Raw genomic sequence first — 22991 nt, forward strand, 5'->3', positions numbered from 1 at the left:
CTTTAAAGGAGGATATTGGGAATGCTAGTCACGGGAAAAAATGGGATGGTTTCATCAGCACATTGGCTGATTAGTGAAACCGGAATAAAAGTATTGCGTAATGGAGGAAATGCTATTGATGCCAGCATTGCAATGGCATTAAGTGCTGGTGTTGTTCTGCCGGATATGTGCGGAATTGGTGGTGACGCTTTTATGCTGTATTACCATAAACAAACAAAGAAACTCTATGCGGTCAACGGAAGTGGAGAAATACCAAGGCGTTATGATATTAAAACACCGATACAACAGCATGGCATGACTTCAGTTACGGTTCCAGGATGTGTCAGTGTATTATTTACTGCTTTAGAACAATGGGGAACACAGCCATTTGAAGAGCTGTCAGGAGATGCAATCAGATATGCAAGAGAAGGTATTTATGTTCCGAGTAAAGTGGAAAGACATATGCATACAGACCTTGCGGAATTGAAAAAATATAATGCCGCAAATTTGTATCTAAATAACGGGAAACCTATGACATCAGAAGATAAAATTGTGAATGAGGATTATGCAAAAAGCTTAGAATATTTAAATAAGCATGGAAACGACGGTTTTTATAAAGGTAAGCTCGCTAAAAAGATAGTGCAGCATAGTAAGGCACATGGCGGGTATTTTGAATTAGATGATTTTAGGCATTATAAATGTGAGATTGTTGAGCCAATAAAAACTAATTATCGTGGCTATGATGTTTTTCAGACCCCACCGGTATCGCAAGGATATGTTCATTTACAGGAACTTGCAATCTTAAATCAAATAGATATGGAATCATTAACTCCGTCTCAAAAACTTCATGTGCAGATTGAAGCAAAAAAATTAGCTTTTAATCATCGCGAAATTACTTTTAATAATATTGAAGAAGAATTATCAGAACAACGTTCAAAGGAATTAGCTCTTCAAATTGATTTAAATAAGGCAAATAATGATATTGATGATCCCTATGTGCAAAATAATGGACATACCACTTCTTTTGTAGTAGTGGATCAATGGGGAAATGCCTGTTCATTTATTTTAAGCATTGCCGGTACTTGGGGAAGTATGGAAGTTGTTGATGGAACAGGAATCCTATTAAACAATCGTGCAGGTGTTGGGTTAAACACTCAACCTGGACATCCAAACTGTATTGAAACACGAAAGAAAGCCATTCACACATTAAATACCTGGATGATTTTTGATCAAGAACATCTAAAATATGTTGGAAATACTCCCGGAGGGGATTATCAGGTTATGTGGAATATGCAGATGGTCAGCAATTTAATCGATCAAAAGAAAAATGCGTTTGAGACTGTAGATTCAGTCAAATGGCGTGCAAATTATAAAAATGGGAAACACCAGATAGAAATAGAAGAAAATATTTCCAAGGAAATAGTGGAAGAACTTAAAAAAATGGGACATGATATTGTCTTGATACCAAAATACAGCGCTAGTGGAGCGAGTGAAATTATCCAAATATTTAATGATCATTTAGAAGGAGGGTGTGACCCACGCTGTGACGGACAGGCAATTCCTGTTTATAAATTTTAAAATAGTTATCTTTTTAATGGATAAATTGATATAATTATAACAGCAAGGGGGGAAAACAATGACAACATTTTACGTAGGAAGCTATGGCAAGCAAAAAGGTATTTACGCTTGTGGTATTGACGAAGCAGGACAGTTAGAATTAAAAAATAAAATTGAAACAACAGATTTTGCTTCATATATGATAAAAGAGGATCAGTATTTATATGTTGCATATAAAAATGCAACTAAAAAACCTAATGGAGGAGGAATAGGCAGCTTTGAAGTAGTGGGAGATACTTTGAAGGAACTGAGCCATTGCAGTTCTCATGGACGATCATATACACATCTTTGTTTAGATCCAAATAATAACTATATTTATGCTGCCAATTACCATATTGGAACAACCGTAGCTTATCGATTAGAGAATCATAAAGTCGTAGAAAAAACATGTGTGGTGTATCATCGTGGGATGGGACCGGATTTGTTTAAACGCCAAACACAGCCGCACCCACATTATGTAGGAATTACACCGGAGAAAAAGTATTTATACAGTGTAGATTTAGGCAGTGATAAAATCGTACTTTATCATTATGAGGAGGGAAAGATTGTAGAAGATGAGGATCTTACTATTAATGTATTGCCGGGCAGTGGTCCTCGACATATGATTTTTTCTGGCAACGGAGAACATGCCTATTTAGTAAATGAAATTGCTAATAATATTATGGTGTTTGACTGTGGCAGTGATGGCATTATTTTAAGGCAAAAAATTTCCTGTCTTCCACACGGGTTCAATAAAGCAAGTTCTGCCGCCGCTATCCGCATGAGTGAAGATGAAAAATATTTGTTTGTATCAAACCGCGGACATAATTCTATTGTTATGTATAAAATAAGCAGGGAGACAGGTAAAATTGGTTTGATTGGTTTTTATGAGGTGGGAGAAAATCCTCGTGATTTTAATGTGATCGGAAAGTATTTGGTGGTTGCAAGCCAGAATGATAACCGTCTAGAAGTATTGGAAATCGGGAATGATGAATTGATTCACCTAGATCAACAACTCTCTATTCCGGAACCTGTTTGTGTATGTAAGTAGCTATTTGATAGCTGCTTTTTTTATTGACAAAAGAAAAAGAAATCGCTAGAATAATTATGTTTTCAATGAGGTGACATACAAGTGAAAACAAAAAACTGAAAGGGGCGAATCGCTTGAGATTTAATACGAAATTAATTGCTCAAAATGCGATTATAGCTTGTATTTATACAGTTTTTACACTTGCAATTGCACCACTAGCCTATTCTGAAATTCAATTTAGATTATCAGAAATTATCGTTTTTCTCGCTTTTTATAATAAGAAATATATACCGGGTTTAGTTATTGGATGTTTTATTGCGAATATCCCTTCTACGCTAGGATGGTTGGATATGGTTTTTGGAACATTCAGTACCTTTTTGGTTTGCATTGCAATGTATAAAATGAAAAATAAATATTTAGCTGCATTTGTAGGAGCTTTGATTACTGGTGGAATCATTGGATTTGAATTACATTTAGCGTTTGGAATTCCTTTTGTAGTTAATGCGATTTATGTATGGATAGGAGAACTGGCAGTCTTATTAATTGGTGTGGTCTTGTTTGACTCTCTATCTAAAAACAAGAAGTTCATGGAATTCATCACAAAATAAAAACTTAGCGGAACTCTCTTATTATTAGAGAATTCTTGACTAAGTTTTTTATTCACCTTCGTAATAATCAGCTTGATCTTCTTCTTTATAAAATTGACTAGAAACATTGTGCTGAATAATACCAATTTTCTGAGAATGAGGATAATGTATGACGTCGGGAGAGTGTGTTGTATCAAAATCAATATAGGTAAGTAGCTGAGAAGATGAGCTGTTGAATAATTGGTGCCCACCTTCTTTACCAGAAGGACAAACTACGATATCTCCGGCTTTGATCGGAGAAGTATCATCTTCAGTAATTAATAATCCTTCACCGCTGATAATATAAAAAGCTTCTGTATTAAAATCATGATAGTGAATCGGGTAATTATATTTTTGCGGCGGTATTTCATAAAAGCAGATATATGCCTGTGAAAAATCTTTTCTTGGAGTTACTTCATATTTATAATACTCGTAAGGCTCATGTTCATCTTTATGATGAGCAACGAGCTTTTTTTGACTGGTAATGATAATTCCTGACATTAATATTCCTCCTTTTCGTTGTTGCTATTAATGTATTGTTGGATATGAGTTTCTGGATAGCCCAGCAAAGATCCAAATTCATAAGCGATGTTTTCTCTAATCTCCTGATAATCATTATTCGTAATCGCCTTTTCCTTTTTTATTTTTAGTGCTTTATATTTTTCAATAATATTTTCGTCACGATAAAAAATAATATTGTATGTAAATAGATTTAATGATGCTGCAAATAAATCTGTGATCAAAGGATCGTTGTCTAAGTAATAATAGTTTCCATATTGTTTTGTTATTTGTTTGACAAAAGGAATATATACCTCACGTTCTTGTGGTGTTTTAAAGGGATGAGCCAGAGCCATTGGCTTTAGACCGGCTTTTACCATCTCATTAAAACAGTCCATAATACCACATTGATAAGAAAACGAATCTATTTTATGCATATGCTTCACCTCTTTAAAATTATAGCATAAGTTTAATAATATGAAACTATTTGTTTAATATATTTAAAAATATATTGACAAGAAATTTTAAAATAGATATACTGGTTTCGTGATAACAAGAAGCTATTTCATACATCACACTAATTTTGGAGAACGCATGACTGCGTTCGATAAGAACATACGAAATAAGTTATTTCTTATTTTTGACCACACGACAGTGTTAAAGGCCAACGGACAGCCAGGTCAAAAGCCGATTTTAGACAGGTGTAAACTTGTGACTATACTAAGTATTAATGCTTGGATTAGATCAAGAGATGAAATGGTGAACCTATTATTTTCAGCTATCTTAATCGCAGGCATTGCCTGCGTTTTTATATTATACAATGGAGGAACCGTTATGGATGGAAAATTAAAATTATATGGCTTCAATAATCTAACTAAGACTTTAAGCTTTAACATATATGATGTATGTTACGCCAAAACCAGACGGGAACAGCTTGATTATATTAAATACATTGACGAACAATATAACTCTGAAAGATTAACCAATATACTTTGTCAAGTTACAGAAATGATTGGGGCAAAAGTATTGAGTATTTCCAAACAGGACTACGAACCTCAGGGCGCTAGTGTTACCCTCATGATTTCAGAGGAATTTAAGATCAATAATAATGGCAGTGGAGAAAGTGTTGTTGGGCATTTAGATAAATCTCATGTTACGGTGCATACGTATCCTGAATATCATCCGGAAACTTCCATTGCCACTTTTAGAGTGGATATTGATGTATCAACTTGTGGAGAGATTACTCCCCTTGATACACTGGATTATCTTATTCAAAGCTTTGATTCAGATATTATTACTATTGACTATCGGGTACGTGGTTTTACACGTGATCTTAATGGGAAAAAATGCTTTATTGATCATGATATTACCTCGATTCAAGATTATATTGATGAAAAAATCAAAAGAAAATATGATGCGGTTGATGTAAATGTTTACCAATCCAATATCTTCCATTCCAGACTTTTGATCAAAGATATTATCTTACAAAACTATTTATTTAAAATAGATACTTACGAACTGACTCCGGAAGAACGATTACAGATTACACAAAATTTAAGAAAAGAAATGATAGAAATTTACAGTGGGAGAAATATATATGATTAAGGATCAAAGCCGCGCTCCTATTTATGAAGCATTAAATGAATATAAACATAATCGCATTGTTTCATTCGATGTACCCGGACATAAACAGGGCAGAGGAAATAAGCGTTTAACAGAGTTTTTAGGACAAGCCTGTCTGGATGTTGATGTCAACTCAATGAAACCACTCGATAATCTTTGTCATCCCACCGGAGTTATTAAAGAAGCTGAGGAGTTAGCGGCAGAAGCTTTTGGTGCAGCGCATGCTTTCTTCATGGTGAATGGAACATCCAGTGCTGTTCAGGCGATGATTATGACCGTTTGTAAGCGTGGGGATAAAATTATCATGCCTCGCAATGTGCATCGCAGTGCAATCAATGCATTGATTATTACCGGGGCAATCCCTGTCTATGTTAATCCGGGAATGTCTAAAGAGATTGGAATTTCATTAGGGATGAAAATTGCGGATTTAGAAGCTGCGATAAACAAACATCCTGATGCTAAAGCTATTCTTGTAAATAATCCAACTTATTATGGAATTTGTTCGGACTTAAAAAGAATTGTTGCTTTAGGTCATCAGGCAGGAATGAAGGTTTTAGCCGACGAGGCACATGGGACACATCTTTATTTTGGCGAAAATCTTCCTATCAATGCGATGGCAGCGGGGGCGGATATGGCAGCTGTCAGCACACATAAGACCGGAGGAAGTCTGACTCAAAGCTCATTGCTGCTTTTAGGAAAAGAGATGAATGCTGATTATGTAAGACAGGTGATCAATCTGACACAAACGACTTCAGGATCTTATTTGTTGATGTCTTCAGTAGATATTGCTAGAAGCGAATTAGCAATCCATGGAAAAGAAATTTTTAAGAAAGTAGTAGAAATGGCGGACTATGCACGACAGGAAATCAATAAAATTTCAGGACTTTATGCTTTCAGCCGAGAATTGTGCAATGGCGATGATCTTTATGATTTTGATGTAACGAAGCTTTCTATTCATACACGCCAAATGGGATTAGCCGGAATCGAAGTGTATGATCTGTTAAGAGATGATTTTGATATACAAATAGAATTTGGTGATATTGGAAATATCCTAGCTATTATTTCAGTAGGGGATCGTCCCTTTGAGATTGAGCGACTAATCGCTGCTTTAGCTGAAATCAGCCGTACTGCTTCCAAAGATCCAAGTGGTCTTTATGATCATGAATATATTGATCCGGAAGTTATCTATTCCCCTCAAATTGCATTTTATGCAAAAAAGAAAGCAATGGAGATTGATAAAACGGAGGGAATGGTGTGTGCGGAATTTGTAATGTGTTATCCCCCTGGAATTCCAATACTGGCTCCGGGAGAAAAAATTACTAAGGATATTTTGAAATATATAGATTTCGCTAAAGAAAAGGGTTGTGTATTAACCGGAACGGAAGATATGGATTTAAATTATTTAAATATAGTGGAGGTGGAGTAATGGAACTGTGGTACAGCGAGAAACATACAGATGACGTTAAATTATCTATTCGTGTTGATGAACATCTTTATAGTAAACAAAGTGAATTTCAGCGAATTGATATCTTGAAAACCTATGAATTTGGAAAAATTCTGACACTGGATGGAGTTGTCATGCTGACCGAAAAAGATGAATTTATTTATCATGAGATGATTACCCATGTGCCGATGGCGGTCAATCCAAAGATAAAGAAGGTCCTTGTTATTGGTGCTGGTGATGGTGGAACGGTAAATCAATTGATTCGTTATTCTTCAATAGAAAAAATTGATGTTGTAGAGATTGACCGGTTAGTGGTGGAAGTTTGCCGACAATATTTTTCCATAGCAAAAAGTTTTGATGATCCAAGAGTGACTGTTTTTTATGAAGATGGATTGAAATTTGTCAGAACTGTCAATAATGAATATGATTTGATCATTGTCGATTCAACAGACCCCTTCGGTCCGGGTGAGGGTTTGTTTACAAAAGAGTTCTACGGAAATTGTTATAAGGCATTAAAAGATAATGGTATTTTAATTAATCAGCATGAAAGTCCTTATTACAGCGAAGATGCTTTGGCAATGATGCGTGCGCATCGAAAGATCGCTTCAACATTTGAAGTAGCAAAAGTTTATCAGGCACATATTCCCAGTTATCCGTCCGGTCATTGGCTGTTTGGGTTTGCGAGCAAAGGACTTAATCCTCAAACAGATGTATCAGCTTGGAATAAACTTAACATAAAAACTAAATATTATAATACAGAGTTACATGATGGCTGTTTTAAACTGCCAAACTATGTACTGGATATGTTAGAGAAACATTAGGAGGAAGAAAGATGGCAAAAAAAGCTTTAATTATCGGCGCTGGTGGCGTAGCAGGGGTAGTGATTCATAAGTGCTGTCAGCATAGTGATGTGTTTGGAGAAATTATGATCGCAAGCCGAACTAAATCAAAATGTGATGCGTATAAAGACGCATTGAAAGATAAAACAAAGACAATTATTCACACTGCTCAAGTGGATGCAGATAAAGTAGAAGAACTGGTGAATTTAATGAATACATTTAAACCGGATATCTGTATCAATGTAGCGTTGCCGTATCAGGATTTAACAATCATGGATGCCTGTTTAGAATGTAAGGTGGATTATTTAGATACGGCAAATTATGAACCGTTAGACACAGCAAAGTTTGAGTATAAATGGCAATGGGCATATAAACAAAAGTTTGAAGAAGCTGGATTAACTGCAGTTCTAGGATGTGGATTCGATCCCGGTGTAACAGGTGTATTTAGTGCCTATGCCTTAAAACATGAGTTTGATGAAATTCATTATATTGATATTTTAGATTGTAATGGCGGGGATCATGGGTATCCTTTTGCGACTAATTTTAATCCGGAAATTAATATTCGTGAAGTGAGTGCAAACGGAAGCTATTGGGAAGATGGCAAATGGATAGAAACAAAGCCAATGGAAATTAAAAGAGAATATGACTTTGCACAAGTAGGTAAAAAGGATATGTATTTATTACATCATGAGGAATTGGAATCTTTAGGAATTAATATTCCGGGAATTAAAAGAATTCGCTTCTTTATGACTTTTGGAGAGAGCTATCTGACACATTTAAAGTGTTTGGAAAATGTTGGCATGACTTCAATTGAACCTATTGAATTTGAAGGAAAGAAGATTATTCCATTACAATTTTTAAAAGCTGTGTTACCGGATCCTGCTAGCTTAGGTCCAAGAACAATAGGTAAAACCAATATTGGTTGTATATTTAGTGGTGTAAAAGATGGTAAAGAAAAAACATATTATTTATATAATGTATGCGATCACCAAGCCTGCTATAAAGAGGTGGGATCACAGGCTGTTTCCTATACAACGGGAGTACCGGCAATGATCGGAGCAATGATGGTATTGACCGGAAAATGGAAAAAACCAGGAGTGTTTAACGTTGAAGAATTTGATCCTGATCCATTCATGGAACAATTAAACGTATGTGGATTGCCATGGCAGGAATCTTTTAATCCGGTATTGGTAGATTAAAATGATAGATTTTAATCAATACAGTACTCCATCTTACATCGTTGATGAAAATAAATTAATATCTAACCTTAAAATTCTTGCGAGTATTAAAGAACGTACCGGATGCCATATATTATTAGCGGCAAAAGCTTTCTCAATGTACAGCGTATTCCCTCTGCTTGGAAAATATCTTGATGGCATCACGGCTAGTGGAATCAATGAGGCACGTCTGGGATATGAAGAAATGGGGAAACAGGTACACATTTTTTCACCTGCCTATATTCCACAGGATTTTGACTCCATCTTACACTATTGTGACCATATTGTCTTTAATTCCTTTAATCAGTGGGAAATGTATAAGGATAAAGTAAGTCGTGCTTCTAAAAAGATAAGCTGCGGATTACGCATTAACCCCGAATATTCAGAGCAAGATCATGGAATTTATGATCCCTGTGCCAGTCATTCACGCTTAGGAATTACGCTTGAACAGTTCCAAAAAGGTCAGCTGAAAGGGATTGAGGGGCTGCATTTCCATTCTCTTTGTGAACAGAATTCAGATGTCTTATGGCGCACATTGCAGATTATTGATCAGCATTATGAACCTTATTTAAAGAAAATGAAATGGATTAATTTTGGCGGTGGCCATCATATTACAAAAGCAGGATATGATATTGAAACACTTATTAAGTGTATTCGATTTATGCAGGATAAATATAATTTAGATGTATACTTAGAACCTGGAGAAGCAGTAGCTCTTGATGCAGGATATTTAGTAACATCAGTCCTTGATTTCAATGTCAATGGAGTGATTAACTGTATCTTGGATACTTCAGCTGCATGTCATATGCCTGATGTATTGGAGATGCCTTATCGTCCGCGTATCATTGACAGTGATTTACCGGAAGTCTTACCTTATAGTTATTTATTAGGTGGACCGACATGTTTAGCCGGTGATGTTATTGGGGAATATTCTTTTAATCAGCCATTGAAAATTGGACAGCATATCGTTTTTGAAGACATGGCAATCTATACAATGGTTAAAAATAATACATTTAATGGGATAAATTTGCCAAGTATTTATTTACATAAAGTAAATGGTGAGGATGTTTTGATTAGAGAATTTAACTATGATGATTTTAAGTCGAGATTATAACAGGTGCAATGCATCTGTTTTTTTATAATATTATAAGATAAATATAGGAAGTCACGACGGCAAAATATATAACTCATTTTCAAGGTGGCTTTAAAGAAGTGTTTGAATGGCTTAAACAGGAGATTATGGAGGAAAGCTTTATCGCTTTATTGAAAAAGAAAGCTATATAAACCTAAATGGTGTAGACTGTGCAGTTCTAATCTATGAACGTCACAAATATATCGTCAGCTATCACATAAGGTTAAATATTACAATTTTAGCTGATCAAGCAGATGTGTATATTATTAGTATTTCAACATGTAGGAGTCAAGGCATAACCTTTAGTCTCGATAGATTTGGTGAAGGAGCATTTTTAGAAAACTACAAGAAGCTATAGAACACTACGTTAATAAGACTTCATATTAGCGAAGTCTTTTTTTGCCGTCAATTTATCTAGGCAACAGGGGAAATGAAGTTTATAATAGAGATAGTAAGATCAATTATAGATATCAAGGAGGACAGAAAATGAAATTTGATTATCAATGGGTAAAAGACCCAGAATGTTTTGAAATCAATCGTGAGAAAGCGCATTCAGATCATAGCTATTATGCTAGTTCACAAGAAATGCTGATGGATGAAAGCAGCTTTAAGCACAGTTTAAATGGAGTTTGGAAATTCCACTATGCAAAGAATTACAAAGAAACGATTCGTGATTTTGAACAAAAGGATTATGATTGCAAAGACTGGGATAATATCAAAGTACCTGGACATATCCAAATGCAAGGATACGATAAACCCATGTATGTTAATCAAATGTATCCGTGGTCAGGCAGAGAAGGGATTAAACCTGGAGAAATTCCGGAACATTTTAATCCGGTTGGCAGTTATGTAAAATATTTCAGTGTGCCTGAAAAAATGAAAGATCAAAAGCTGTATATTTGTTTCCATGGTGTTGAAACCGCTTTTGCATTATGGTTGAATGGTGAATTTGTAGGCTATAGTGAAGACAGTTTTACACCTTCAACTTTCTTTTTAAGCCCTTATTTAGAAGAAGGAGAAAATAAGTTAGCAGTTCAAGTCTTTAAATACAGTAGCGGAAGTTGGCTGGAGGATCAGGATTTTTGGCGTTTCTCTGGTATTTTCAGAGATGTTGAACTCTACAGCATTCCCTCAACACATATTAAAGATTTATTTGTAAAAACGGTAATGGAAGAGCCTTTCGATGAAGCCAATATTGAAATAGAATTAAAAGTTAAAGGGAAAATTGAACATTGTGTTATTCAAAGTGAATTATTAGATCCTGATGGGACAGAAGTATTAAAACATGAATTTAAAATAACCGAAAAGAATCCGCTATTAAGTATTCCGGTTGAATCGCCGCTGCTATGGAGTGCAGAATATCCTCATCTATATACGTTAATTTTAACGGTTCTTCATAAGGGGGAAGTAAAAGAGATTATTTATCAGCGTGTTGGGTTCAGAAAGTTTGAAATGAAAGATGGCTTAATGTGTATCAATGGTGAACGCATTGTATTCAACGGAGTTAACCGTCATGAATTTAGTGCTAAATCTGGGCGTGCTATTACTAAAGAAGAAATTTTAGAAGATATTTTGATTATCAAACAAAACAATATGAATGCAGTGCGTACATCACATTATCCAAATAATTCTTATTTCTATAAGCTTTGCGATGAATATGGATTGTATGTAATCGATGAGACAAATTTAGAAACACATGGCACATGGACAGATTTTTATGACAAAGATATTATCTTACCAGATGACAAACCGGAATGGGAAGCAAATTTAATTGATCGTGCCAATTCGATGTTTCAGCGTGATAAAAATCATCCAAGTGTTGTGATTTGGTCATGCGGAAATGAATCATACGGAGGAAAAGATATCTTTATGATGTCGGAATTCTTTAGAGAACGCGATGATACAAGGCTTGTTCATTACGAAGGAATTGCTTGGGATCGTCGCTATCCAAATACAAGTGATATGGAAAGCCAGATGTATACTCCAGCAGATGAAGTAGAAAAATTTATTCAGGAACATCCGGAAAAGCCATTCATCTTATGTGAATATGCTCATGCCATGGGAAATTCTAATGGAGCGATGCATAAATATACAGACCTAGTTAAAAAATATCCACAATATCAAGGTGGCTTCATTTGGGATTTTGCGGATCAGGCCATTTATACATTAGATCGTTATAATAATGAGTTTTATGCTTATGGCGGAGATTTCGGAGAAAGACCGAGTGATTATGATTTCTGTGGAAATGGCATTGTTTTTGCAGACCGTCAGCTAACGCCTAAAATGCAGGAAGTAAAATACAATTATCAAAGTATCGACACAACTATTACGGATGAGAATATTACGATCACGAATCATTATTTATTTACGAATCTTGATGAATTTGTCACTACCATTATGATCTTGCGTAATGGTGTAGAAATCGAATCGGAAGAGATGATCCTAAATGTTATGCCTCATGATTCAATTACAATTAAAAATCCATTTACGCCTTTAGATGAACAAAATGAATATTGTGTACAGGTTGTTTATACGACAATGGAAGATACAATATATAGCGACAGCGGACATATTGTGGCACAGGAAGAATATATTTATCCATATCAGCCTGTACAGACTTTGTCAAATAAAAAAATCCGTATCACTGATGATTTTGCTAATGTGGGGGTTATTGGAGAAGATTTTCATATTATATTCTCTAAGATCCATGGCGGAGTTATAGAATATAATTATCTTGGTAAATCATTGATTAAAGAAGTACCAAAGCCTAATTTCTATCGTGCCTCTACTCAAAATGATACAGGAAATAAATACGGATTTCGTTATGGGCAATGGTTTAGTGCCAGTTTATACCAAAAAGCTATATTCCAAAAAGCAACGCTAAATGAAGATGGTACTAGTGTTGAAATAATTTATCAGCATATCTTACCGGGAAATGTGGAAACTGAGATAGAAGTTACTTATTTAGTGGATGGCAATGGTAAAGTAGATGTTACTTTAGATTACCAGCCTTCAGCTGAACAAATTGAAATGCCAGAATTTGGAATGATGTTTAAATTACCGTTGGATTTTGAGAACGTTGAATTTTATGGGGAAGGACCTATGGAGAACTATATTGATCGTCAGCAGGGGACAATGCTGGGAATCTATCAATATACTATTTATGAAAATTTAACGCCATATTTAATGCCACAGGAATGTGGAAACAGAACGGGTGTTCGATATGCGGATATCTATAATAAGGATGAAATAGGATTACATTTCAGTTTTATTGATGATGTTTTTGAATTTTCTGCGATCCCTTATACACCAATTGAGATGGAAAGTGCTCGTCATCCTTTTGAACTGCCTTTACCATATCAAAGTGTTGTACGTATTAATAAAATTCAGATGGGAATTGCTGGAGATAATACATGGGGAGCCAAAACTCATGATGAATATTTATTATCGAACCAAGAACACTATGTATTTAAGTTTAGTTTCAATGGTCATATTCGTTAATTTATAAAATAAAAACTACCTTATCAAGACATGAAGTCCGAAAGGTAGTTTTTTATTATTGGCAATGTTTTATATATTTTTATTCTCTTATTATATTAGACGTAATAAAATACATCTCTTAATTCAATCTTTCAAATCATGAGATGTATTTTAGTTTATAGCTATTCTTTAGTTTTTGAGGTTCTCTCCAACATCTCTGTATAAGAGAACAAACATCCGCAATAGTTTTGACGATATAAGCCATATTGGCTTGCCATATCTACAGATTTTTTATAGCCATTGTTCTTTTTAAAGTCTGCATATAAAAAGTGAGTTCTATCTTGGGGTTTAGACTCCCCGATCTGATTAATCCATTGACTGTTTTTATGTGGAGATACACTTAGGACTGTAGTCCAATAATCAAAATGGTGTAAAGATGCGTACCGATAGGCAGATTCTATTCTCAGACTATAACATAAATAACAGCGTTTTCCGCCTTCTTTTTCTTCTTTTAATGGATTTAGATGATTTAAAAACTCAAGCGGACGATAAGGTTCTTCAATGATTACAATATTTTGTGAATAATCCTGATTGAACTGTGCAATAAAATCAACCAATTCCTGAAAGCGACGCTGATATTCTTTTTCAGGATAGATATTTGAGTTGGCATACAGGATAGTAATTTCAAATTGTTCACATAATTCTTTCAAAACATTGCTGCTGCATGGTCCACAGCATACATGCAATAATAGTGATGGCCGACTATCCTTGATTTTTTCTAATTCCTTTTTAAATAATAAATCAAAATTTCGTTTTTCCATTATAAGATAAACATACTGTCACCAAAAGAAAAGAAACGATATTCTCTTTCAATGGCCTCCTGATAAGCTTTCATAATTAAATCTTTATTTGCCAATGCGCTAATTAACATTAATAATGTTGATTTTGGTAAATGGAAATTAGTAATCAAGGCATCAATCGCTTTAAATTCGTATCCGGGATAAATAAAAATATCAGTACTTTCATTTGTCTCTTTAAAAGTATGGTATTTTGTATAATTTGATTCTAAAACTCTAGTTGAAGTAGTTCCAACACTGATGATACGCTGATCATTAGTTTTTGCCTTGTTGAGTATATCTGCACTTTCCTTAGAGATCATATAAAATTCACTGTGCATATGATGCTCCAATACATTATCCACTTTGACAGGGCGAAATGTTCCCAGCCCAACATGAAGAGTAACATCTACAATCTGAACTCCTTTTTCCAACAGCTTTTTATTAATAGCTTCAGTAAAATGCAGTCCTGCTGTGGGAGCGGCAGCACTACCTTCAATTTTCGCATAAACAGTATTATAACGATCAGGGTTTTCTAAGCGTTCTTTAATATAAGGCGGTAAGGGCATTGTCCCTAAGCGATCTAGGATTTCATAGAAAATGCCTTCATAGATCATTTTGAATAAACGAATGCCTTCTTCTCTAACTTCAATACATTCTGCTTTTAATGATCCGTCACCAAAAGTGATGAGGGTTCCCACTTTAACAATGCGAGCATTCCCTACCAGACATTCCCAAATATTTTCATTAAGTTCTTTTAGCAGCAGCACTTCAACATGTCCATTGGTTTCTTCTTTGGTGCCGAATAATCGTGCAGGAATAACCTTTGTGTTGTTGCGTACTAAAATATCCCCTTCATTTAAATAATCAATAATATCATAAAAATGTTTATGCTCAATCTTACCGGTTTTACGGTCTAAAACCAGTAATTTAGAGGTATCTCTTTTTTCTAGGGGAGTTTGGGCAATTAAATGCTCAGGTAAATCAAAATCAAAATCACTTAATTTCATACTAAAACGCCCTTTCGTAAACATCACGTCCATATTTATTTAAAAACTCTTCTTTAAAGTCAGCCAATCGATCTTCACGTATGGCTTGACGTATGTTCTCACTTAGTTTTAAGAGAAAACGCACATTATGAATCGATAGTAAATTCTTTCCGAATAATTCTTCTGATTTGTGCAGATGACGCAAATATGCTTTTGTATAATTCTTACATGTATAACAGTCACATTCCGGATCAAGAGGAGTAAAATCATATTTATACTTTTCATTATTAATATTAACACGACCATGACTTGTCATTAATGCACCATGACGTGCAACTCTTGTAGGCAATACACAGTCAAACATATCAATACCACGCATTGCACCTTCAATTAAATCAATTGGATTTCCTACACCCATCAAATAACGAGGTTTATGATCTGGAAGCCACTTAACTGCATCGTCAATCATTTTATACATAATATCTTTAGGCTCACCTACACTTGTACCGCCAATTGAATAACCCGGGAAGTCCATTTCTACTAAGGCTTTGGCACACATTTCTCTCAGATCAGCAAATTCTCCCCCCTGAACAATTCCAAAAAGAGCTTGTTGGTCGCTTTTTTGATGTGCGGACTGTCCTCGCTTTGCCCATCTTAATGTTCTCTCTACACTGTGTTTCATATAATCATGCGTACAGGGATAAGGGGCACATTCATCAAATGACATAATAATATCTGCGCCTAATTTATTTTGTATTTCAATCGCTTTTTCAGGTGAAAGAAATAATTTGCTTCCATCAATAATGCTTTTAAAGGTTACACCTTCTTCTTCAATCTTTCTTGTTTTTCCTAATGAGAATACTTGAAAACCACCGCTGTCTGTCAAGATTGGACGGTCATAGTTCATAAATTTATGTAAACCACCAGCTTGCTCAACCACATCTTCACCAGGTCTTAACCAAAGATGATACGTATTTGAAAGGATAATTCCACTGTTCATTTCTTTTAATTGTTCAGGAGAAATTCCTTTAACAGTCGCTAAAGTGCCTACCGGCATAAAAATAGGTGTTTCTACATCACCATGGGGAGTGTGCAGAATCCCATAACGGGCCCCCGTTTGTTTGCACACATGTTTAAGTTCATACCAAAAATTGTCCATTATATCACTCCAATTCCGTTTACCAGTGTAACACAAATCGAAGGGAAATGGTACTAAAATGTACGATGTTGCAATTTGTCGATAAGTCCGTATAATAAAATCGAAGGAGGAATTTTCGATGAAGAAATTTTTTATGGAGTTTAAAAAATTTGCAATGAGAGGCAATGTGTTGGATATGGCGATTGGGGTTGTAATGGGGAGTGCCTTTACGGCAATCGTTAATTCTTTAGTCAAAGATATATTTACACCTGTTATTTCAGCAGTTACCGGTGTTGCTAATTTTGAAAAGTTAAATTTTAAACTGGGTGAAGCATTGATTAACTATGGGAATTTTTTGAATGCTGTTATCAGCTTTATAATAGTTGCATTTAGTATTTTTTGTATGATGAAGGTTATTGGAAGATTAATGAAAGAAAAACAGGTTCAAGAAGAGACCACAAAGGTACCCGAAGCAACAAAAGAAGAATTGCTTCTTACTGAGATCAGGGATCTATTAAAAGAAACAAAAAACTAGACCTTATTTCCTGTTTGTGAAAACACTTTCACACTATGAAAAAATGATTGTTTCCTCAGATAAACGCGCTATTATCGCATTAATAGGGGGATAATCATATGAAGAAGAAAAAGAAACGAGAGCCTTTATCAAGAGATGCGAAAATCTTATTGATGGTTGGAATCTTATTCCTATCTGGAATGACGATTGCAGCAACATTTGTCAATGTATATTTGATACGTTTAACGGATAATATGGGATTGATGATTCTGCAAAATGTTTCCAACTATATTGCATTGTTAGGTTCATTTTTGTTTGGGACATATTATGTCAAAAAAGGATCTATTCTTACTTTGCTGAAAGTAGGAATTGTATCGTCTGTTATCTACTACAGTCTTATTTTGTTGCTGCAGGCTGAGGCAAGCAAGTATTTAATCTATCTAGGAATTTTTAATGGTATTGGAATGGGAATGTATTACTTTGCTTTCAATATTCTAGTAGGAAAATTTACCGGCGAAAAACATCGTGCGACATTCTTTAGCTATCAGACCTCATTTAGCTATATTTTTGGAGTAGTTGCTCCTATGATTTCCGGGGCGGTTATAGTGCGCTACAGTGAATTAACAGGTTACTATATCTTATTTGCATTTAGTGTTATTGTTTATATTTTAGCTATTATTATTTCCTGTTTGCTTAAGAACGTCAAGTTCGATGAAGAATACCATGTTTTACCTATTTTGAAATTAAGGCATAATAAATACTGGAATGCAAATCGCTATTATAATTTTAGTTTTGGATTAAGAGAAGCAATTTATGGACAGATATTTATGGTATTTGCATATATCATTCTAAATAATGAGCAGATCATCGGAAATCTGAACTCAGCGATGTCATTAATTGGTGTATTGAGTTCAATTTTTATCGCTAGTAAATTTACTTTAGAAAATCAAAAGAAGTATCATTTATGGGCATCAATCATTTATTTAATTTCCATTGGAACCTTAGCTATTGTGGCTAAACCATGGAGCTTGGTCATGTGTTTTATCTTAAATGGTGTTATCTTATGCTGGAACTCTGTCATCTTCCAAACCATGAAGTATCAGCTTTCTTCAAGGGCGAAAGATGGGTTTAATGACGGAGATTACATCATCGCCTGCGAATTTCCTACGGCAGCAGGAAGAATTTCCGGACTTCTTATTTTCTATGGACTGAATTATTTCTACGGAGGATTTAATTTATATCGTGGTTTATTGCTGGCGGTATCGTTAGGTTTACTGATCGATCATTTTGTTATTGATCGTAAACTTCATTGGATGGAGGATGAAATTATTAGGGAAACTTCGTAAAAATTATAACTGTGTCATGTGCAATTATGGATCCTGTTGGTTAAATGTTTAACTGGCAGGATTTTTGCTGTAAAGTTGGAATGAAGATGGAACCAATGGTCAAGCGGAATTTGCTATAATGTATATGGTGATATTATGAATCAGGTAGAGCATATAGCGGCTAATCTTTATAATCGTTATCGTATTTTTTACGGGCAGACTATTGATGAGATGAAACTTCATAAATTATTATATCTATTACAGCGTGAAGCCTTAAATCTTTATCATCAGCCACTATTCAAGGAACCGCTGATTGGCTGGGTGCATGGCCCGGTATCTTTGGAAGTGCGAAGTATATTCTATCGCATAGAAGATTTTTCTATTCCGATTTCGCTTCAGACAGAAATGCTGATAGATAGTGTGCTAAAGCAGTATGGGAATCGCCAATCCATAGATTTATGTCATTTAACACATCAGGAAATCTCTTGGAGGAATTCAAGAAAATCCATGTGTAAAAATGAAATAGGCACAAAACCGTTAAAGATGAGTGATATAGTGAAAGATGCCAAAAGGATAAAACCATTTGATACAGATTGGGGTTGCTTTTTTGAAGAACATGCAGATGTGGGGCGGTAAAATTGTGATTACCTTGTTTCCTTATTATAATGTGCAAAATCATCATTATGCTTATAAGGCTAGGCCGGCTTTAATTATGGCTGGTTACCCTTTATCTGATGAAGAGTTTCTAGTTTTGCCGATCGCAACGCTGAAACGCAGAGAATTTTATTCTCCCAAATTTGATTATTGTTTATCTTTGCAGCTGTGTCATCAATTAGGGCTGCATGAGCAATGCTTTATACGTTGTCATAAACAAACCACCATTAATAAGGCAATGATTGGGCAGATTTTAGGCGATTTAAAACAAGTAGACGCTCATGTGTATAAAGAAGTTGTACAATTAATGAGGGAGTACGATACAATTAAATTAAAGTTGTAGTATAATGGGAACAAGGAGGTTTGTTTATGGCATTATTAGAAGCAAAAACAAAATTAGGGACATATGTCGGAATTCAGGACGATCATCCACAGTATACCGTGTTCAAAGGGATTGCATACGCAAAGGCACCAGTTGGGAATTTACGCTGGAAAAAACCGCAGCCACTTGACCCATTTCAAGGGGTTTACATGGCGGATACCTTTAGCCCGATCAGTGTTCAGCCAAGACATGAATTAGGATCATTTTATCAAAAAGAATTTTTTGGACACCAAGAAGCTATGTCAGAAGATAGCCTGTATTTGAATATTTGGACACCGGCAACAACACAAGAAGAAAAATTACCTGTTTTGCTTTGGATTCATGGCGGAGCGTATACAGGGGGATATGGTCATGAAATTGAATTTGATGGAGCGAAGTTCTGTTCAAGAAAGGTCATTCTAGTGACAATTAATTATCGCTTAGGGGTGATGGGATTCTTATCTCATCCATGGCTTCAAGAGGAAAATGAAAGAGGAAATTTTGGGATTTATGATCAAATAGCAGCTATTCAATTTATTCATGAACATATTGGAGCTTTTGGCGGAGATGCTAATAATATGACGATCATGGGACAATCAGCAGGAAGCCGAAGTGTCCAAATTATTTGCTCAACGGATAAGACAAAAGGGCTTTTTTCTAAAGCTATTATGCAAAGTGCAGCTGGAACAAACAGTATTTGTCAGGAAATCACGCAGGAGAAGCAGGCTAATATTATGAAAGAAGTTATCGCCGGATTGGGATACAAAGATTTAGCTCAATTAAGAGCGGCACCATATAAGGTACTCGTTCATGATATCCACCAATATATGGCAGACCATCAAATCAATCCGTTAGAATTACTAGGACCGAATATTGATGGAGAATTGCTGGTGGAGGAATGCGATAAGATTTTATCCAAAGCTGCTTTCCACGATATTCCTTATATGATTGGATGTACGAAAGATGAACTGTTTTCCAAAGAAACTGCACATGCGATTCTTGAATCCACAAAAGGATTTGCGAAATTGCAGAGTCAGCTGCATGATGCCCCAGTTTATGTGTATTCATTTGAAAAGGAATTGCCAGGCGATCAAGCGGGAGCATTCCATTCAGGCGAGTTATGGTATGAATTTGGTACTTTGAAAAGATGCTGGAGACCATTTACACCTGGAGATTATGAATTATCAGATAAAATGAATTACTATTTCAGCGAGTTTGTTAAAAAAGGTGATCCTAACCATTTTGATCTGCCTATTTGGCATAAATGGACAAGTGTTGAACAGTGGATTCAATGCTTAGATGAAATTATCAAATCTAAGAAAATTTAATGAAAAAGATAATAATTTTTTGCTTTTTCTTGCTTTTATTAGGATGCACTAAACAAAAGATCTACATTTAAGGGATATTATTGAATATAAAAATGTAGAATTCAGTACTATAGATGATGTGACTGAAATTACCTTTGCTGATAAGTCAACGCTTTATGTCGATATAAAAGTGGAAAATCGATCAGAAGACATTGTTTTTTGTGATAGTTCATTATGACAGTTAGAAATTGACGGAAAGAGATATGAGAATACTATTTTAAGCGAGAAGACTTTTCAGGTTGGAGTTGGAGAAAGTAAAACAGTTACACTATCTTATGAAATACCAGATACAAAAAAAGCGAAATACCTGAGGCTTTCTTTAGAAGAAGGTTCAAAATTTAAAATAAAATTAGCTGATGAAGAACAATATTAAAGGTGTCATCCATCATTAAAATCACGTAAATCCGGAATTTTTATTTCGGATTTTAATATTTATACGTTTATAAAGTTATTGAAATTATAATAAAATTGCTGTTTATTAATATTTATAATTCAATATATATATTTCTTTTATTTTCTGGTCATACTTATAAGGGTGATAAAAATGAAAGAATCTTATTGGCAGCAAAAAACTAAAATTAAAAAGTTCCCGGCATTGGATCATGATATTGAAACTGATGTTTTAATTATTGGCGGTGGATTGACGGGACTCATGTGTGCATACTTTTTAAAGGACAGCCAGTATCATATTACACTGGTAGAAGGAGATGAGATTGGATCACATTCTTCTTCTCATATGACAGGAAAAATCTCGTATTTCCAACCAAGTGTTTTAAAAAACATTAAGCAATCTTTTAGTGAATTGACAGCATTACGGTATTTTAAATCGAATTTAGAAGCATATATTTCCTTGGTAGAAATCATAGAGAAAAATAATATTCAATGTGATTTCAGTGTAAATCCACATTATTTCTATTCTGTTGATAAACCACAGGATTTAAAAACAGTTTACGACATGCTTGAAGGAAGTATTTCCACCATGGAGTTTACAACCAATCAAATTAAGATGTTTCCATTAGGAACCTTTGATCCTGTTAAATATATGAAAGGGATTGTGGAAACGTTAGATAATGTAAATATCTATGAACATACAAAAGTGCTTAATCATACAAAGATTCAGCATAAGCATGTTTTAAAAACTGGACAGCATCGCATTACCGCTAAATATGTAGTGGTAGCGACACGCTATCCTATCTTTAATTTTCCTAGTATGTATTTTTTGAAAATGCATCAGGTTCGTTCGGCACTTTTTCTGACACCGCAAAGAGATCGGCGAATTGTTTTGTGTGAAGATGAAGATATCTATAGCCGTCGCAATATTGATCATTATAACTTACATGTGACAAATGAACGACTTGTAGGGGATAAAGAAAAACCACTGCGAGTCTATGATAAAATTCAAACATGGCATAATCAGGATTGTATCAGTCATGACGGTTTGCCGATGATTGGATATTATGATAAAGGTGATCGCACAATGTTTGTTGCGACTGGTTATAATAAATGGGGCATTACTATGAGTCATGTTGCAGGAAAATTGATCAGTGAATTAATATTGAATAAGGAAAGTGAATATCAGGATTTGTATGAACCGCATCGCTTTAAACCGATAACCAGTGCATCTGCTTTTTCAAGATTAGCATTAAGAACAATGAAAGCAGAAATTGTAGATCGTATTGTTTTAAAAAAAGTCGACATTGAAAATATGGATAATCATAGCGGAACAGTAACAGATTTAGATGATACAATGGTTGCTGTCTATAAAGAAAATGGACATTATTATGGATTTGTTCCTGTCTGCAGCCATTTAGGATGTATATTAAAATATAATTCTGCTGAACATACATTTGAATGTCCATGCCATGGTTCACGTTTTGACTATACGGGTAAAGTGTTAGATGGACCGGCTATTGAATCGATTGAGTCTACTATTGTGGCTAGTGAAGATGAAAGCAATGAAAAAGAGCTATGACTTTTGTCATAACTCTTTTTGAACATTTCATCTAATAGTTGATCATCAGTTAGTTAACTATGAGTTAGAATTTTCTTAAAAACTCTGTTGTACGATCCATATTGATGATTTGTTCCATCGTTCAATCTTAACTTTGTGGACGTTGTGTTTGGGGTAAATAGGTTAAGATTAACAATGCTCAAAGGATTTGTTCTTCTTTTTATTATTACATCATTGAAGAACTTCTTCCTCTTTCTATTTATATAATAATCATAGATGATTGGAAATACAATCGTTTTTCTATGTTTAAAAAAGTCTGTTTCTTTAATAGGAATATATGATATAATAAAATATGTGAGTGGTGAAAACCACTTTTTTGTTTTCTTTACATA

Annotated in this window: 21 protein-coding genes; 16 read left to right on the forward strand and 5 right to left on the reverse strand. The window is 34.7% G+C overall.

Annotated features, from left to right (window positions below):
* The first annotated feature begins 21 nt into the window (after positions 1-21).
* From ACLRVU_RS12270 to ACLRVU_RS12280, 3 genes are all read left to right on the forward strand, one after another.
* The gene (locus ACLRVU_RS12270) at positions 22-1557 is read left to right on the forward strand and encodes a gamma-glutamyltransferase family protein (protein ID WP_412892066.1); all 1536 of its coding nucleotides are present in this window, start codon (positions 22-24) and stop codon (positions 1555-1557) included.
* A 58-nt stretch (positions 1558-1615) separates the two neighbouring features.
* On the forward strand, positions 1616-2626 hold the full coding sequence (locus ACLRVU_RS12275; protein WP_412892067.1) for a lactonase family protein: 1011 nt from the start codon (positions 1616-1618) through the stop codon (positions 2624-2626).
* Between the two features lie 113 nt (positions 2627-2739).
* A complete protein-coding gene (locus ACLRVU_RS12280) occupies positions 2740-3213 on the forward strand; it encodes a QueT transporter family protein (protein WP_147551141.1) in 474 nt (157 codons plus the stop codon).
* 48 nt (positions 3214-3261) lie between these two features.
* On the opposite strand, the gene ACLRVU_RS12285 is transcribed toward ACLRVU_RS12280, so the two are convergent.
* Positions 3262-3732: a cupin domain-containing protein gene (locus tag ACLRVU_RS12285; protein WP_412892068.1), complete on the reverse strand. Its 471-nt coding sequence runs from the start codon at positions 3730-3732 to the stop codon at positions 3262-3264.
* Positions 3732-4166, reverse strand: coding sequence for a hypothetical protein (locus ACLRVU_RS12290; RefSeq protein ID WP_412892069.1), 435 nt, complete (start codon positions 4164-4166; stop codon positions 3732-3734). The genes ACLRVU_RS12285 and ACLRVU_RS12290 overlap by 1 nt, the downstream gene beginning before the upstream one ends.
* A gap of 397 nt (positions 4167-4563) precedes the next feature.
* Between ACLRVU_RS12290 and speD the strand changes: the two genes are divergently transcribed.
* The 7 genes from speD to ACLRVU_RS12325 all read left to right on the forward strand — a co-directional run bounded on the left by speD (position 4564) and on the right by ACLRVU_RS12325 (position 13485).
* Positions 4564-5334, forward strand: a complete 771-nt coding sequence (speD, locus tag ACLRVU_RS12295) for an adenosylmethionine decarboxylase (RefSeq protein WP_147551147.1) — start codon at positions 4564-4566, stop codon at positions 5332-5334.
* The gene (locus tag ACLRVU_RS12300; protein WP_412892070.1) at positions 5327-6778 is read left to right on the forward strand and encodes an aminotransferase class I/II-fold pyridoxal phosphate-dependent enzyme; all 1452 of its coding nucleotides are present in this window, start codon (positions 5327-5329) and stop codon (positions 6776-6778) included. The genes speD and ACLRVU_RS12300 overlap by 8 nt, the downstream gene beginning before the upstream one ends.
* Positions 6778-7617 carry a polyamine aminopropyltransferase gene (speE, locus tag ACLRVU_RS12305; RefSeq protein WP_412892071.1) on the forward strand — a complete coding sequence of 280 codons (840 nt, stop codon included), beginning with the start codon at positions 6778-6780 and terminating at the stop codon, positions 7615-7617. Before ACLRVU_RS12300 ends, speE begins: the two co-directional genes overlap by 1 nt.
* 11 nt (positions 7618-7628) lie before the next feature.
* A complete protein-coding gene (locus tag ACLRVU_RS12310) occupies positions 7629-8834 on the forward strand; it encodes a saccharopine dehydrogenase C-terminal domain-containing protein (RefSeq protein ID WP_412892072.1) in 1206 nt (401 codons plus the stop codon).
* Between the two features lies 1 nt (position 8835).
* The gene (gene nspC / locus ACLRVU_RS12315) at positions 8836-9966 is read left to right on the forward strand and encodes a carboxynorspermidine decarboxylase (RefSeq protein ID WP_412892073.1); all 1131 of its coding nucleotides are present in this window, start codon (positions 8836-8838) and stop codon (positions 9964-9966) included.
* A 148-nt stretch (positions 9967-10114) separates the two neighbouring features.
* Entirely contained in the window at positions 10115-10342 is a 228-nt protein-coding gene (locus ACLRVU_RS12320; RefSeq protein ID WP_412892084.1) for a DUF6054 family protein, read from the forward strand.
* A 128-nt stretch (positions 10343-10470) separates the two neighbouring features.
* Positions 10471-13485, forward strand: coding sequence for a glycoside hydrolase family 2 TIM barrel-domain containing protein (locus ACLRVU_RS12325; protein WP_412892074.1), 3015 nt, complete (start codon positions 10471-10473; stop codon positions 13483-13485).
* Between the two features lie 161 nt (positions 13486-13646).
* On the opposite strand, the gene ACLRVU_RS12330 is transcribed toward ACLRVU_RS12325, so the two are convergent.
* Genes ACLRVU_RS12330 through tgt form a run of 3 tightly spaced genes read right to left on the reverse strand, consistent with a single transcriptional unit; the run spans position 13647 to position 16448 of the window.
* On the reverse strand, positions 13647-14285 hold the full coding sequence (locus ACLRVU_RS12330; RefSeq protein WP_412892075.1) for an epoxyqueuosine reductase QueH: 639 nt from the start codon (positions 14283-14285) through the stop codon (positions 13647-13649).
* A complete protein-coding gene (queA, locus tag ACLRVU_RS12335) occupies positions 14285-15310 on the reverse strand; it encodes a tRNA preQ1(34) S-adenosylmethionine ribosyltransferase-isomerase QueA (protein ID WP_412892076.1) in 1026 nt (341 codons plus the stop codon). Before queA ends, ACLRVU_RS12330 begins: the two co-directional genes overlap by 1 nt.
* Before the next feature lies 1 nt (position 15311).
* The gene (tgt, locus tag ACLRVU_RS12340; RefSeq protein WP_412892077.1) at positions 15312-16448 is read right to left on the reverse strand and encodes a tRNA guanosine(34) transglycosylase Tgt; all 1137 of its coding nucleotides are present in this window, start codon (positions 16446-16448) and stop codon (positions 15312-15314) included.
* Positions 16449-16566: 118 nt separating this feature from the next.
* Between tgt and mscL the strand changes: the two genes are divergently transcribed.
* From mscL to ACLRVU_RS12370, 6 genes are all read left to right on the forward strand, one after another.
* Positions 16567-16962, forward strand: coding sequence for a large-conductance mechanosensitive channel protein MscL (mscL, locus tag ACLRVU_RS12345; RefSeq protein WP_412892078.1), 396 nt, complete (start codon positions 16567-16569; stop codon positions 16960-16962).
* Positions 16963-17060: 98 nt separating this feature from the next.
* Entirely contained in the window at positions 17061-18287 is a 1227-nt protein-coding gene (locus ACLRVU_RS12350; RefSeq protein ID WP_412892079.1) for a hypothetical protein, read from the forward strand.
* A gap of 135 nt (positions 18288-18422) precedes the next feature.
* Entirely contained in the window at positions 18423-18902 is a 480-nt protein-coding gene (locus tag ACLRVU_RS12355) for a Panacea domain-containing protein (RefSeq protein ID WP_412892080.1), read from the forward strand.
* A complete protein-coding gene (locus tag ACLRVU_RS12360) occupies positions 18874-19263 on the forward strand; it encodes a hypothetical protein (RefSeq protein ID WP_412892081.1) in 390 nt (129 codons plus the stop codon). The genes ACLRVU_RS12355 and ACLRVU_RS12360 overlap by 29 nt, the downstream gene beginning before the upstream one ends.
* Positions 19264-19289: 26 nt before the next feature.
* The gene (locus ACLRVU_RS12365; RefSeq protein WP_412892082.1) at positions 19290-20609 is read left to right on the forward strand and encodes a carboxylesterase/lipase family protein; all 1320 of its coding nucleotides are present in this window, start codon (positions 19290-19292) and stop codon (positions 20607-20609) included.
* 583 nt (positions 20610-21192) lie between these two features.
* Positions 21193-22620 (forward strand): FAD-dependent oxidoreductase, encoded by a 1428-nt coding sequence (locus ACLRVU_RS12370; protein WP_412892083.1) that lies wholly within the window; start codon positions 21193-21195, stop codon positions 22618-22620.
* The last annotated feature ends 371 nt before the right edge of the window (positions 22621-22991 follow it).

The organism is Beduini sp. (assembly GCF_047239305.1).
Taxonomy (GTDB): domain Bacteria; phylum Bacillota_I; class Bacilli_A; order Erysipelotrichales; family Coprobacillaceae; genus Beduini.

Coding starts and splice junctions, on each gene's coding strand:
- ACLRVU_RS12270 (WP_412892066.1), top strand. CDS start 22: ATGCTAGTCACGGGAAAAAATGGGATGGTTTCATCAGCACATTGGCTG.
- ACLRVU_RS12275 (WP_412892067.1), top strand. CDS start 1,616: ATGACAACATTTTACGTAGGAAGCTATGGCAAGCAAAAAGGTATTTAC.
- ACLRVU_RS12285 (WP_412892068.1), bottom strand. CDS start 3,732: ATGTCAGGAATTATCATTACCAGTCAAAAAAAGCTCGTTGCTCATCAT.
- ACLRVU_RS12290 (WP_412892069.1), bottom strand. CDS start 4,166: ATGCATAAAATAGATTCGTTTTCTTATCAATGTGGTATTATGGACTGT.
- speD (WP_147551147.1), top strand. CDS start 4,564: ATGGATGGAAAATTAAAATTATATGGCTTCAATAATCTAACTAAGACT.
- ACLRVU_RS12300 (WP_412892070.1), top strand. CDS start 5,327: ATGATTAAGGATCAAAGCCGCGCTCCTATTTATGAAGCATTAAATGAA.
- speE (WP_412892071.1), top strand. CDS start 6,778: ATGGAACTGTGGTACAGCGAGAAACATACAGATGACGTTAAATTATCT.
- ACLRVU_RS12310 (WP_412892072.1), top strand. CDS start 7,629: ATGGCAAAAAAAGCTTTAATTATCGGCGCTGGTGGCGTAGCAGGGGTA.
- nspC (WP_412892073.1), top strand. CDS start 8,836: ATGATAGATTTTAATCAATACAGTACTCCATCTTACATCGTTGATGAA.
- ACLRVU_RS12325 (WP_412892074.1), top strand. CDS start 10,471: ATGAAATTTGATTATCAATGGGTAAAAGACCCAGAATGTTTTGAAATC.
- ACLRVU_RS12330 (WP_412892075.1), bottom strand. CDS start 14,285: ATGGAAAAACGAAATTTTGATTTATTATTTAAAAAGGAATTAGAAAAA.
- queA (WP_412892076.1), bottom strand. CDS start 15,310: ATGAAATTAAGTGATTTTGATTTTGATTTACCTGAGCATTTAATTGCC.
- tgt (WP_412892077.1), bottom strand. CDS start 16,448: ATGGACAATTTTTGGTATGAACTTAAACATGTGTGCAAACAAACGGGG.
- mscL (WP_412892078.1), top strand. CDS start 16,567: ATGAAGAAATTTTTTATGGAGTTTAAAAAATTTGCAATGAGAGGCAAT.
- ACLRVU_RS12350 (WP_412892079.1), top strand. CDS start 17,061: ATGAAGAAGAAAAAGAAACGAGAGCCTTTATCAAGAGATGCGAAAATC.
- ACLRVU_RS12355 (WP_412892080.1), top strand. CDS start 18,423: ATGAATCAGGTAGAGCATATAGCGGCTAATCTTTATAATCGTTATCGT.
- ACLRVU_RS12365 (WP_412892082.1), top strand. CDS start 19,290: ATGGCATTATTAGAAGCAAAAACAAAATTAGGGACATATGTCGGAATT.
- ACLRVU_RS12370 (WP_412892083.1), top strand. CDS start 21,193: ATGAAAGAATCTTATTGGCAGCAAAAAACTAAAATTAAAAAGTTCCCG.